General features: G+C 62.0%; 10 protein-coding genes. 4 read left to right on the forward strand and 6 right to left on the reverse strand.

The window, feature by feature from the left end:
- Positions 1-101 precede the first annotated feature (101 nt).
- Positions 102-881 (forward strand): alpha/beta hydrolase, encoded by a 780-nt coding sequence (locus JOZ06_RS17840; RefSeq protein ID WP_293234893.1) that lies wholly within the window; start codon positions 102-104, stop codon positions 879-881.
- Positions 882-1,234: 353 nt separating this feature from the next.
- Positions 1,235-2,065, forward strand: coding sequence for a GNAT family N-acetyltransferase (locus JOZ06_RS17845; RefSeq protein ID WP_293234894.1), 831 nt, complete (start codon positions 1,235-1,237; stop codon positions 2,063-2,065).
- Positions 2,066-2,099: 34 nt separating this feature from the next.
- Here the strand turns inward: JOZ06_RS17845 and JOZ06_RS17850 are convergent, their stop codons facing one another.
- The 3 genes from JOZ06_RS17850 to JOZ06_RS17860 form a co-directional block, all read right to left on the reverse strand.
- Positions 2,100-2,864 (reverse strand): hypothetical protein, encoded by a 765-nt coding sequence (locus JOZ06_RS17850; protein ID WP_293234895.1) that lies wholly within the window; start codon positions 2,862-2,864, stop codon positions 2,100-2,102.
- A gap of 232 nt (positions 2,865-3,096) precedes the next feature.
- Positions 3,097-4,731: an NRAMP family divalent metal transporter gene (locus JOZ06_RS17855; protein WP_293234896.1), complete on the reverse strand. Its 1,635-nt coding sequence runs from the start codon at positions 4,729-4,731 to the stop codon at positions 3,097-3,099.
- A 315-nt stretch (positions 4,732-5,046) separates the two neighbouring features.
- A complete protein-coding gene (locus JOZ06_RS17860) occupies positions 5,047-5,184 on the reverse strand; it encodes a hypothetical protein (RefSeq protein WP_293234897.1) in 138 nt (45 codons plus the stop codon).
- A 543-nt stretch (positions 5,185-5,727) separates the two neighbouring features.
- Here JOZ06_RS17860 and JOZ06_RS17865 point away from each other — a divergent pair.
- Positions 5,728-9,606 (forward strand): PAS domain-containing protein, encoded by a 3,879-nt coding sequence (locus JOZ06_RS17865; protein WP_293234898.1) that lies wholly within the window; start codon positions 5,728-5,730, stop codon positions 9,604-9,606.
- A 12-nt stretch (positions 9,607-9,618) separates the two neighbouring features.
- Here the strand turns inward: JOZ06_RS17865 and JOZ06_RS17870 are convergent, their stop codons facing one another.
- The 3 genes from JOZ06_RS17870 to JOZ06_RS17880 all read right to left on the reverse strand — a co-directional run bounded on the left by JOZ06_RS17870 (position 9,619) and on the right by JOZ06_RS17880 (position 11,691).
- The gene (locus JOZ06_RS17870; protein ID WP_293234899.1) at positions 9,619-10,257 is read right to left on the reverse strand and encodes an FMN-binding negative transcriptional regulator; all 639 of its coding nucleotides are present in this window, start codon (positions 10,255-10,257) and stop codon (positions 9,619-9,621) included.
- A gap of 136 nt (positions 10,258-10,393) precedes the next feature.
- Positions 10,394-10,654: a hypothetical protein gene (locus JOZ06_RS17875; RefSeq protein ID WP_293234901.1), complete on the reverse strand. Its 261-nt coding sequence runs from the start codon at positions 10,652-10,654 to the stop codon at positions 10,394-10,396.
- A 137-nt stretch (positions 10,655-10,791) separates the two neighbouring features.
- Positions 10,792-11,691, reverse strand: a complete 900-nt coding sequence (locus JOZ06_RS17880) for a LysR family transcriptional regulator ArgP (RefSeq protein WP_293234903.1) — start codon at positions 11,689-11,691, stop codon at positions 10,792-10,794.
- 104 nt (positions 11,692-11,795) lie between these two features.
- Here JOZ06_RS17880 and JOZ06_RS17885 point away from each other — a divergent pair, with 104 nt between their 5' ends.
- Positions 11,796-12,398, forward strand: a complete 603-nt coding sequence (locus tag JOZ06_RS17885; RefSeq protein WP_293234905.1) for a LysE/ArgO family amino acid transporter — start codon at positions 11,796-11,798, stop codon at positions 12,396-12,398.
- The last annotated feature ends 198 nt before the right edge of the window (positions 12,399-12,596 follow it).

A 12,596-nucleotide genomic window follows, 5' to 3' on the forward strand; every position in this document is an offset into this window, starting at 1 on the left:
AAATATTTCAAACAATATGGAATAATTTTTTGCTTGAGGCGCGCACCGAAAAATAACGACGTCGCCACGGCACACCCATTGGATTGCGAAAGGAAGATTTGATGAGCGTCACCATGACCGCAGCAGGCACCTCCATCAACTATACGGCTGTCGGCGCTGGCCCGGCGCTGGTGCTGGTCCATGGCACCAGCATCGACGGCCAGGGCAATTTCGGCCATGTCGCCAGCCGCTTCGCCGATCAGCGCACGGTGGTCATCCCCAATTACGGCGGCTGCGGCGGCTCGACCATTCCGGACGGGCCGTTGTCGCTGGATACCTTGGTCGAGCAGATTGCGGCGACGATTCGCAATGCCTCGTCCGAACCGGTCGATCTGCTGGGCGATTCCCTTGGCGCCGTGGTGGCGGCGGCCACGGCGGCGCGGTATCCGCAGCTGGTGCGCCGGCTGGTGCTGGTCGCCGGCTGGGCCGACAGCGGCGACGCGCGGCATCAGATGGTTTTTGGCACCTGGCAGCGCCTGCTGGCGGGGGACATCGAAGTATGCAACCGCTTTGCCTTCTCGCTGGCGGTGAGCCCGGCGTTCTTAACCGCGTTCGGCGCGGACAATCTCGCGGCGCTACTCAAACAGGCGCCGCCGCCGGACACCGACCGCCGCGTCGATCTGGGCTTGCGCATCGACCTCCGAGACGCCTTGAAGGCGATTGCGGCGCCGACGCTGGTGGTGCAGTGTCGTCAAGACTATTTGATACCCGCCTATCAGACGCGCCAGCTGCAGCAAGGGATCGCCGGCAGCCAGTACGCCGAAATCGACAGCGGGCACGCGGCTTTCGTTGAAAAACCCGACGAACTGGTGGCGCTGGTACGCAAATTCTGTCTGGATTGAGCTCACGCAAATCGGGTTGAATGGGGTCATCGCATGATAGGCCCTATCTTGCTAACGCACGGATGTGCCGATAACTGTCATCCGCTTTATCGTCTCGTTCCTGGTTTGCCTGACCCTCGGCGCGTTGGTCCACGCCGAGGAGGTCGGGTCCTTCAACGCGCTCGATGGCGGCTTGTTCGGCGGGCAGACCCGCTTGCAAGGGCGCTTGTTCAAGCCAGCCGGCCAGGCCCCTTCCCCGCGATCGTCGGCATGCACGGCTGCAGCGGCCTCTACGACAAGCACGGCAAGGTGATGGCGCGCGCCGGCGTTTTTCGATCGATATCTGAAAGGCGAGTAGACAAGGAACCCAAGCCATGTTGCGCTTACCCGAAAACCAATTTCATCGATTCGAGCACGTTCTCGCCCACGTGCCGGTCAACACTTTATTCGCCCAATCGGTACTCAGGCGAAAAGTCTCCGGCAGCGTTTATGTCGACTGTATCGATGCGCCAGCCGTGTTTTACATCACCCATCCCTACGGCATGTCGCTTCTGTACGGCACACCGGACAACGCGGCATTCAACGCCTGTTTATGCCAATACATCCAAGGCACCCCGCAGCATCGAAATGGCGACGAATGGCTGCAAACCTATCCGCGCGAATGGGACGCCGTGCTGTCGGCGTTGTTTCCGGCGAACACCGGACCGATCGAGACCCATTGCCGCGTCAACTTCGCATTCAACCCGCAACGTTACTCCCCCACTTACACCTTGCCCGCCGGCATGACCCTGAGGCCCGCGACGAAAACATCGTATGGCGCAATGGCGGGCAGCGTCGTGCCGGCAAGGTTTTGGGACAATGCCGACGACTTTGCCGCCAACGCCATCGGCGTCGATATCGTGCATCAAGACCAGGTGGTTACGCAGGCGTTTTCGTCCTTCTTGCTCGACGGCAAGCTGGAGCTGGGCATGGAAACGCTGCCATCCCACAGAGGCAAGGGACTCGCCGAGGCGGCTTGCCGACACTTGATCGCGCTCTGTCTGACACGCGAGTTGGAGCCGGTCTGGGCTTGTCGCGAAGGCAATACCCCGTCACTGCGGCTGGCGCAAAAACTGGGATTCGATCCGCGGCTCACGCTGTCTTATTACCGTCTCGCCGCGACCGCCACAGAAGTCCACACATCGGCCGGAGGCACTACCCCGTAGCCGTGCGCTCGCGTAGCGCGGCATTCAGGGACGATCAGCGCGCAAGCAAGGCGATCCCGCGCGCCGATGCCGCGCCGGCGAGCCCCGTCGCACCCGCGGCATCCTCTTCATCGACAAACCAATAATCGGCGCGCGGCAAGCGTGACACATACTCGACTGCCGTCGTTGCCGTCATCGCGTAGCCGATGCGAAACCCATGCGCGCGGTAGCCGGCCACCACGCCCGCCGCTGCGCCGGCAAGGTGCTCGGCCGGCAGGATCAGCGACAGTGACGCCGGCGTAATATCCAGCGCCGTCAAGACGCTCAGGAAAGCATGACGGCTGAAGGCCGCTTGCTCGGTGGTCGAGTAAGGATGAACCGAAAGATACAAGCGCCGTTCCGCGGTGGACGCGTGGGCAACGAAGTAATTGAGCGCGTGCAACGTTTGACACAACTGATCGAGCTTGGCCACGGTGCCGTAGTGCTCGGCTAGCCGATACAAACGCCGCATCGGCAATTCAATGCCATCCGGCGCCACGGCGGCCGTATGCGCATACCAGCCGGCGGCGCGACCGTGCTGATCCCGCAGCAAGACGAAGCGGCTGCTGAGCCGGTACTTGAAAAAGCGCGCCACCACCAACCCGTTTTCCAGCGCCATCGGATGAGCGCCCGGCGCCTGTTGGCTGATCACATTGACGGCTTTGAGTAGTCGTGCCTGGGTCAGCAGCGCACGTTGCGACGGTGGAGAAACGCTGGCCGCCGGCCGGCGCACGCGCGCCGGCTGGGCATGACTTTTGGTGGAAAAAGAAAAGAAGGACATGGCGACGCTCCGCTGTGACCGTGATGCCCCAGCCGTCGCCGTCGGGATGCGCGTATCAGGCAGCCATCCGACCGAGCCGTGCGCGGGGCCAAGCGCGCCCGTCGACGGGGCGCGTCCAGTAGGGGAATGAAGACGCTTCAGGCTCGGGCATGATGACGTTTCCTTATTTAATTCGGATGAAACAGCAATCCGGCGAGGCAACTCGCGTCGCCCCGCCACCGTCAACCGCGCATTAAGCCAAAGCCACCTGCGCGACCTTGTAGATCACCATGACCACGGCCACCACCAGATAGCCGCGTAGCACGGCCATCCAGATCTTATTGCTCTTGGACAGCGTCATCGGCTTGAGCTGATCGAGCGCGGGCATGCGCCAGCCGTGCATCGCCTTGCGATCGAGCCGCGGCAGGTCGCCGGCTTCGTTGTCGGCCTCCTTGCGCAGGCGCAATACCTGCGACCCCAGCACGACCACCAGGCCCAGCACGCCGCCGCCGACCAGAATGTTGGTCATCGTCTCGCCAGAGATATCCGGCCACAGCACCGCCGCGGTCAGAATCACCGACAGCAACACCAGCGCGGCCACGACCAGGCCGGTGATCAGATTGGTCAGGCGATTGTTCACCCACGGTCCCAGCACGGCCTTGTCGTTGCACAGAATCAGCAGGAACACGGTAGCCGACGGCAGCAGCACGCCCGCCAAGGTCTGCACGGCGTTGGTCAACAGACCGAGCGGCACGCCCGGAATCAGCACCAGCGCGGCGGCCACGCCGATGAGCAGGAAATACACGGCATAGAAGCCCTTGGCATCGCCCGGCTTGCGATGCAGCGAATGCTTGAGGCTCAGCACATCGCCCAGCGCATAGGCGGTGGACAGCGAGACGGCGCTCGCGCCAATCAGGCTCGCGTCGATCAAAGCCACGGCGAACAGCACGCCGGCCAGATGACTGTGACGTTGACCCAGCGCCGAGGCTACCGCACCGGCATCCTGGAAGTTGCCGAATTCCGGCGTCCCCGTGAACAGACCGGCGGTGAACGCGACGATGGCGACGGCGCCGATCAGCACCAGCACGATGCCGAGCCACAGATCGGCGCGCTCGTAACGGATGAAGCGCGGCGTGATGCGTTTGTCGATCACGTAGCTCTGCTGGAAGAACAACTGCCACGGCGCGATGGTGGTGCCGACGATACCGATGATCAGCAGCATGACGTCGGACAACTTGCCGCCCTTGGGCATGCCCGGCACGATCAGATCGTGGCCGATCTGGCTCATCGGCGGGTGCACCATGAAGAACAGCGGCACCAAGAGCAAGCTGAAGATCACCAGAATCATCGAAAAGCGTTCGAAGCGGCGAAAATCGCCGGTACTGGCGGCAGCCATGACCAGCGCGGCCGAGGCCAGCACGCCCCAGAGCTTGGGCAAGCCAAGATATTGCAGCGCCAGCGTGATGCCGATGAACTCGGTGACGATGGTCAGCGCGTTGAGCAGGAACAGGTCGATGGCGCTGAAGGCGCCCCAGAACTTGCCGAAGCGCTCCAGGATCAGTCGGGCATGGCCGACGCCGGTGACCGCGCCCAAACGCAGCACCATTTCCTGGTTCACGTACAGCACGGGAATCAGCAGCATCAGCGTCCACAACAGCGAGGTGCCATAGTTCTGCCCGGCCTGGGCGTAAGTGGAAAAGCCGCCGGCATCGTTGTCGCCCACCATCACGATCAGCCCGGGGCCGAGGATGGCGAGCAGCGTGCGCAGGCGCTGCCAAAGGGTCGAGCGCGCGCCGGTGTCGTGGTGTTTGATGGTGCCGAAGGCTCCGCGGATATCGCCGACGTGGGCGCTATCCAGCACGGCGGAATTGTGGTTTTGATTGGACATCTCTGTACTCTCTATACGTCGTATCACTGAATGCGATACCTGCCGCGTCGACTGTGCTGGGCGTATAGATGTCTTCTCTTGCGAAGCTACCGACCGCAAACAAAAGAAATCTAAGCGTCCTGACTCGCTCAGGCGCAAACAGCAGGAACAATGGCGGTGACCGTGTCAGGTCAGGTCTTAAGACGGTCACGCTGGAAGGGAGAGGAATACAGCCGAGGAAGGAAGGGAGGTTCAGTTTTCCTTACTGCCTGGCGGTCCCATTCCGGTCAGCGTGACCGGCCAACTACTGGGGTCTTCGTCCATGACGATCTCCTGTTAGCGCTTGAATTTAAGCTTCCAATGACGGACCACCTGTGCCACGCGGGTGAAAACACCGCCCGTTTGGTACAGATACGAATCCGGTAGAACGGTTTGCGCGTTCTGAACCGGGGTGAGCAGCATGCCGTAGGACATGGCAATCTCCTTGACGTCGTGAAAAGGACAACATAAACACCGGCCCCTGCCGAAACAGGGCCCGACTCCTGCGCATGCGCTAGAACGCAGGCACAGCCGCTTGGACGACGGACAATAGGCCATCGACGCGAAGCATTCGGTTTTTACGGGTGCACGAACGAGAAGGAGATCTGGCTTTGCACACCGTCTTGCCAGGCAAGACGGCGACGATGAAGAGGGCGCGGGTCTTGCGAGGCGTTAGTTCAGTTCGCCGAAGCGGCAACTAGGACAACTTTCCAAGGCCGGGGCCCCTTTGTGATATTTGACTCGCGGAGTATATGACAATAAGCAAGGTTCATGCAAGTCATTGACGGCAGGCACGCTGCGACACGCCATATTCATCTTGGGTATGGCTATAATCAATCGGAGTAAAAAAGAGCACCAGGCCGTGCGCCGCCTTGTCTCGCACGCTCCCAGAAATGCGTCACCACAAGCGCTAAAGGGTCATCGGTTGCAATGACTTCCATCGACGAAGCTCGCCCTCCCCGCTCATCGCAACGCCGCATGAACTGGCGTCATTCGCTGCAATTCAAGTTGGCCGTCATCTTGCTGAGCGTCGCCTGCTTGGTTTTTTTGGGGCTCTCGGTGGTGGTGCAGGCCACGATGACCCAAGCGCTGGAAGAAACCCGCTCCGAGGCGGAGCTCGCCAACGTCAAGGATATTGCCGCACGGCTGGACTACGAGCTGGCTGAGCGCAAGTCTGGCCTGACGGCCATGGCCGGCGGCCTCGACGCGCGCCGACTGCACGATGCCTCCTACACGCAGGCCTTTCTCAAGCAAGAGTACGATGAAAATGCCGGGTTCTCCTGGGGCTTTTTCATCCTCAACCGCCAAGGCGTCGCCCTCGCCGACTACCCGGTCATCCCCGGCCGTCGCGGCACCTCCTACGCCGACCGGGCCTATTTCCGCCAGGCGCTCGCCACCAATCAAGTCGCCATTGGCAAACCCACGCTGGCGCGCAGCGCGCCGGTGCCGGTCATACCCTTTGCCGCGCCCATTCATGACGCGCAGGGGCAAATACAAGCGGTTCTGGTCGGGTCGATCAACCTGTACGACAACGCCTTTCTCGGCGAAACCATGAACACTCAGACCCAAGGGAAAACCGAGCGCACCATCCTATCGGTCAACGATGGTATTTTCCTGGCCAACACCGACAAGACCCGCATCTTGAAACCGCTGCCCCGCCCAGGCCAAAGCCTCTTTCTTGATCGGCTGCGCCAAGGTTTCCTTGGCTCGACCGTCAGCCACAACGTCGCCAACATCGAAAAGATCTACGCCGCGGCGCGCATGCAGACCACAGGCTGGACCGTCGTCGAGGCCATCCCCACCTCGGCGGCCTTCCGTCCGGCGCTACGCCTGCGAAACGGCCTGGTGGAAAGCACGCTCTTCATGGCGCTGGCCGGTCTGGCGCTTGCCATCTTCTTGACGCGGCGCGCACTGCAACCGCTCTCCACGGCGATGACGCAACTGGACGAGATGTCATCGGGACAGCGTTCCTTACAGCAACTGCCCAAAGGGGGCGGCGCGGAGGCCGATCTGCTGCTCGACAGTTTCAACCGCTTGATCGCGCGGCTGCATGCCGAACATGAGCGGCGCATTCTCGGCGAGCAGCGCTTCGCCAAATTGTTCGATGCCGCTCCGGTGCCGCTAGGCGTCACCGATCGAAATAGCAGACTGTTCAACGGCAATGCGCGTTTTTACGACATGTTCGGCTACAGCCCAGAGGAAGTTCCCACTGTGGCCGATTGGTGGCGCCTCGCCTATCCGGACCCGGCCTATCGCGCCTGGGCGCAAGCGACTTGGAAGACCGCCAAGGAAGAGGCCTTGCGCACCGGCAGGAATATCGGCCCGCTGGAATTTCAGGTCACCTGCAAGAATGGACAGGAACGCGTGGTACTGATCTCCGGCACGCCGATCGGCGACGAGCTGTTGGCAGCCTTCGTCGATCTGACCGAGCGCAAACAGGTGGAACAGCAGTTGATCGAGTCCGAAAAGCGCTATCGCTCCCTGTTTGAAAACATGAATGCCGGTTTCGTGCTGTTTGAAGTCGTGCAAGACGCCCAAGGCGCGCCCGTGGATCTGCTGATCCTTGCCGCCAACCGGGGGTTCGAGGCCAGCACGGGGTTGCGGGCAAAGGGGATCGTCGGCAAGCGCCTGGCCGAGGTCTTGCCCGGCATCGAACAAGACACCGCCAATTGGATTCATACCTACGGCCAGGTCGCCCTGACCGGCGTGCCCCGCTACCTGGAGCAGGGTTCGGATTTGCTCGGGCACTTCTACTCGGTGTCCGCCTTCCAAGCCGCGCCCCAGCAATGCGCGGTCACGTTCCAGGACATCACCGAGCGCAAGCATGCCGAAGCGGCGCTGCGCCAGAGCGAGGCGCGGCTCAAGGGGGTGATCGACAACCTACCGCAGCAAATCTGGCAAAAAGACGCCCATTCGGTGTTTGTCATCTCCAACCTCGCGCACGCCCAAGCACTCGGCACCACGGCGGGCGCCATCGTCGGCAAGACCGATTTCGATTTCTATTCGCCCGAGATGGCGCAAAAACACCGCGACGACGACCGCCGCATCATGGCGGGCGGGGTGGTCGAAACATTCGACGAGTTCTGGCAGACACAGCACGAAGAGCGCTACGTGCACACGACCAAGGTCCCGTTGTGCAACCCCGACGGCTCCGTTTACGGCACTGTCGGCATCGCCGAGGACATCACCGAGATGCATCGCCTGCACGCCGAATTGGAAAACTACCGCGCGGGCCTGGAGCGCCTGGTGGAACAACGCACGGCGGAACTGATCGAAGCGCAGGCGAAAGCGGAGGCCGCCAACGTGGCCAAAAGCGCATTCCTCGCCAACATGAGCCATGAAATCCGCACGCCGATGAACGCCATCACCGGCCTGACTCATCTGCTGATCAAGGACCAGCCCACGCCACGGCAGGCCGAGCGACTAGCCAAGATCGAGGCATCGAGCAAGCATCTGCTGTCGATCATCAACGACGTGCTCGACCTGTCGAAAATTGAAGCCGGCAAACTGTCTTTGGACGAGCAGGAATTTGCGCTGGAGCAAGTACTGGATCAGGTGGCCTCGATGATCCGCGACCCGGCCGGCAAGAAGGGGCTGGCCATTTCGGTCGATAGCGGCAATGTCCCCCAGTGGCTGCGAGGGGATCTGATGCGCACTCGGCAAGCGCTGCTCAACTTTGCCAGCAACGCGGTCAAATTCACCGCGGAGGGCAGTATCCTACTACGCGCCGAATTACAGGAAGAGCACGCCTTGCGGCTCAAGGTCCGCTTTTCCGTCCAAGACACCGGCATCGGCATTGCCTCGGCAACGCAAACCAAGCTGTTTCGCGAGTTCGAACAGGCGGACACCAGCACGACGCGCGAATATGGCGGCACCGGCCTGGGGCTCGCCATCACCAAGCATTTGGCGGAAATGATGGGCGGCGAGGCCGGTTGCGAAAGCACGTTGGGCGTAGGCAGCACTTTCTGGTTTACCGCTTGGCTGCAGCGCGGCCACGGCATCATGCCAACCAGCGAAAAGACGCCTATTTCGGCCGAGCACGATTTGCGCGCCTTGCATGCCGGCAAGCGGGTATTGCTGGTCGAGGACAACCTGATCAACGTGGAGGTGGCGTTGCAGCAGCTGCTTGGCTTGCATCTGTGGGTCGACGTCGCCAGCAACGGCCGTCTCGCCGTCGAACGCGCCCAAGCAGCCGCCTACGACGTCATTCTGATGGACATGCAAATGCCGGAGATGGATGGTCTCGAGGCGGCGCGCGCCATACGCGCTTTGCCGGGATGGAAAACAACCCCCATCCTCGCCATGACGGCCAATGCTTTCGCCGAGGACCGCGCAGCGTGCCTCGCGGCGGGCATGAACGACTTCATCGCCAAACCGGTCGAGCCGGATGCCCTATATGCGGCGCTGTTGAAATGGCTATCCTCCGCCCAGTCGGCAGCCACACCGCGCGAACCGGCCACCACCCCGCCGCCGCAAACCGTCGAGCCCGCCCAACAGACGCTGGTGCGCCTTGCCGTCACGCCCGGGGTCGATCTGCAACGCGGATTGAGCATGCTGCGCAACAACACGGAAAAATACCTGGAACTGGTAAGGAAGCAGTGCGACCGGCAGGCCGAGTCGGTGGCCGCGCTCAAAGCCGCCTTGGCGGCGGGTGACGCGCAGACGGCTGAACGCCTCGTCCATCCGCTCAAGAGCGCCAACGGCAGTCTGGGCCTGATGGCGCTGTTCGAGGCCAGCCGGGAGCTCAATGACCTGCTGCGCCAACCGCATTACGATCGCCAGCGCGCCACCGAGCTGGTAGCGACGCTGGAAAGGGAACAGCAAGCCTTGGCAAGGGCGCTGCAGCCGCAGGGGTAGGCGGCGCGCGTCCTAGCGCTCCTTCTCTACGGCACAGGCCAGCATGGCCTCGCCGATCCGATCGTGGCCGCCGGCCTTGAGTGCTTCGGCCGCGCCGCGGATATCGCGCGCCGCCTTGTTCTGCCCCAATTTACGCTTGCCGACCAGGCGCGTGACGTCGATCTCGATACCGACGATCTCTTTGATCAGGGTGTCGATGTAATCCGCGGGCGCATCGCCCATCTTCCACGGCGCGGGCAGCTTGGCTTCGTGCGCGCGCGTCAATCGGGCCAGCAGGCCGCGCAAATAGCGCTCGTCGTCGCGGATGCGAATGCGGCCATGCGCATGCACGACGACGTAGTTCCAGGTCGGCACCTGGCGGTGAAGTTCATGCTTGCTCGGATACCAATTCGGCGAGATATAGGCATCGCCGCCATGAAACACCACCAGCACCTCGTCGCCGTCGGCAACGTCATGCCAAACCGGGTTGGCGCGGGCGACGTGCGCGCGCAGCGTGCCCTGGGCGCCCTCTTCGGCCGCCAGTTCAAACGGGAAATGGTTGGCATCCAGACCGCTCTTGCCATGCGTGAAGAGCGTACCGAACGGATACTGCGCGATGACTGTGTGCAGAACCGCGGTGTCGGGTTCATTGAAATCGGCGGGGACGTACATAAGGGCTCCAAGGCGGCTAAATCATCACCATCCATTGTGACGCCGAACGGGCATTCGCCACAGAGCCAATTTGAGGAATTTTCACGGGGCCAGAGCGAGCCGGCGCGGCCCCGTGGGCGGCGCCGGCTCTACCGGCTCAGCGCGCTTCGCTAACCGGCAACACCCTGCCATGCCACAACGCGCCTTGCGCCACGCGCGGCGGCACCTCGACGCTGGCCGCAGCCGGCAACGGCACGCCGTGCCACAACGCGCCCCGCGCCACCGCCACAGGCGGGTTCTGAGCGGGCGGCGCATCGTGGCTCGCCGGCAACGTCAACATCAAGCGCATAGAGGCCAGTGCCACCAACAAGAACAGAACGGGGGTGAATCCGGACGGGCGGGTGTGAACAGCGTTCATAAGGCACTTCTCCTCTACTAACAAATTGATTTACATGAATAATCCTGTCGGCATCTGCCTTTGGGTGATGCAAGTGTAGGAGAAGAGAGATAAGCAGTAAAACTAAATAAACTATGGATAGCTTAGAAAAACTAACTTCATGAAGTACGCAGATGAAGCGCCGCCGTACGGCGTACCGCGCTCGTCAGCACCATCAGCGCCTGCGACCGGATACGCCAGTGCTGCCAGTAGAGGGGAATATCCAACCAATGCCCCGGCAGTATTTCCTTGAGCCTCCCCTGCGCCAGCGCCGCGCGCGCGGCGATTTCCGGCATCATGCCCCAGCCTAGGCCGCGGAGAACCATTTCGACGAAGCACGCCGTGGAAGGGATGGTGTGTTGCAGCGGCGACAACGGCCGTTGCGTGACGCTATCCACAAAACGCTGCTGCAGCGAATCCTTTTGGTTGAAGACCAGCATCGGCGCCGCGTGCAAACCGTCATCGGTCACGCCCGCGGCGAAATACCGTTCAATGAAGGCGGGTGACGCCACCGCCAAGTAGCGCATCACGCCAAGGCGCTCCACCTCGCACCCTTGCACCGGCGTGGCATCGGTGGTGACGGCCGCCATCACCGTACCCTCGCGCAACAAGGTGGCCGAATAATCCTGATCCTCCATGCGGATGTCGAACACCATGCGCGCCTCCGCCGGCAAGGCATCCAGCGCCTCGAAGAACCAGTTGTCCAGCGAGTCGCCATTGACCGCAATGGGCAGCCACACCGGCGAATCGCTTTCGAGCGGATCGCCGCCCATTTCGCGCAACGCCTCCTCCTCAAGCAGATTGATCTGCATGGCCAGCCGCGCCAACGGCTCACCCGCAGGCGTCGGCACCGACGGCGTCTTGCGGTTGATCAGGATCTGTCCCAGCCGTTCTTCCAGCAGCTTGACGCGCTGACTGACCGCCGAGGGCGTGACGTTGAGACGGCGCGAAGCCGCCTCGAAACTGCCTTCGCGCAATACGGCGAAAAACGCCGCCAGCTGCCCACTATCGATTTTCATTTTGCCCACCGAGGAATAGAAATTCTTAATCTACTTAAGATTATTTAATAATTCTTATTCATGCAGTGAGGATACACTAATGACCGTGAAATAGGAGAAACTCGATGTTGAACAGCTTTACCGCCGGGCTGCTGACCGCTCTTTCGCTGATCGTTGCCATTGGCGCCCAGAATGCGTTCGTGTTGCGGCAAGGGCTGTACCGCCGGCACGTTGCCCTGGTGATCATCGTGTGCGTGCTCTCCGATATCTTGCTGATCTCCTGCGGCATCCTCGGCGTGGGATCGCTGTTTCAGCGCCATCCGTTGCTGCAAGACCTGGCGCATTACGGCGGCGCCGTCTTTTTGCTGGGTTATGGGCTGATGGCGGCGCGGCGGGCGCTGTCGAGCGAAAAGCTCGAACTCGCCGCGGGGGAGGACATGACCTGGCAGCGTGTGCTGCTCGCCTGTTTGGGATTCACATACCTTAATCCGCACGTCTATCTCGATACCGTCGTGCTGCTCGGCGCGGTCGCCAACCAGTATCACGGCAACGGGCCGCTGTGGTTCGGCGTGGGCGCCTGCGTCGCCAGCCTGTGCTGGTTCCTCTCGCTCGGTTTCGGCGCCCGGCTGCTGGCGCCGCTGTTTGCACGCGAGCGCACCTGGCGCGTGTTCGATTCCGGCGTGTCGGTGATGATGCTGGCGATGAGCTACAAACTCGCCTTCTTCTAAGGACCCTCTGAACAAGTTATTTGCCACTGCGTTTGGTCAACAAGCGGCCGAATGCAAGGCGCGCGACGCAGGTCGCAGTTATTCTGCGATGCCAAGGAGCGCAACGCCGTCAGGCGGCCGTTTGTTGGCCAAACCCTTCGGGGCGACACCTGGCGGTCGGTCTGCTTTGTTGCGCGGCTTGTGGATGGAATGACCATC

This window comes from Paludibacterium sp., from assembly GCF_019232825.1.
GTDB lineage: Bacteria > Pseudomonadota > Gammaproteobacteria > Burkholderiales > Chromobacteriaceae > Paludibacterium.

Coding starts and splice junctions, on each gene's coding strand:
- JOZ06_RS17870 (WP_293234899.1), bottom strand. CDS start 10,257: ATGTACGTCCCCGCCGATTTCAATGAACCCGACACCGCGGTTCTGCAC.
- JOZ06_RS17855 (WP_293234896.1), bottom strand. CDS start 4,731: ATGTCCAATCAAAACCACAATTCCGCCGTGCTGGATAGCGCCCACGTC.
- JOZ06_RS17850 (WP_293234895.1), bottom strand. CDS start 2,864: ATGTCCTTCTTTTCTTTTTCCACCAAAAGTCATGCCCAGCCGGCGCGC.
- JOZ06_RS17865 (WP_293234898.1), top strand. CDS start 5,728: ATGAACTGGCGTCATTCGCTGCAATTCAAGTTGGCCGTCATCTTGCTG.
- JOZ06_RS17875 (WP_293234901.1), bottom strand. CDS start 10,654: ATGAACGCTGTTCACACCCGCCCGTCCGGATTCACCCCCGTTCTGTTC.
- JOZ06_RS17885 (WP_293234905.1), top strand. CDS start 11,796: ATGTTGAACAGCTTTACCGCCGGGCTGCTGACCGCTCTTTCGCTGATC.
- JOZ06_RS17880 (WP_293234903.1), bottom strand. CDS start 11,691: ATGAAAATCGATAGTGGGCAGCTGGCGGCGTTTTTCGCCGTATTGCGC.
- JOZ06_RS17840 (WP_293234893.1), top strand. CDS start 102: ATGAGCGTCACCATGACCGCAGCAGGCACCTCCATCAACTATACGGCT.
- JOZ06_RS17845 (WP_293234894.1), top strand. CDS start 1,235: ATGTTGCGCTTACCCGAAAACCAATTTCATCGATTCGAGCACGTTCTC.
- JOZ06_RS17860 (WP_293234897.1), bottom strand. CDS start 5,184: ATGTCCTACGGCATGCTGCTCACCCCGGTTCAGAACGCGCAAACCGTT.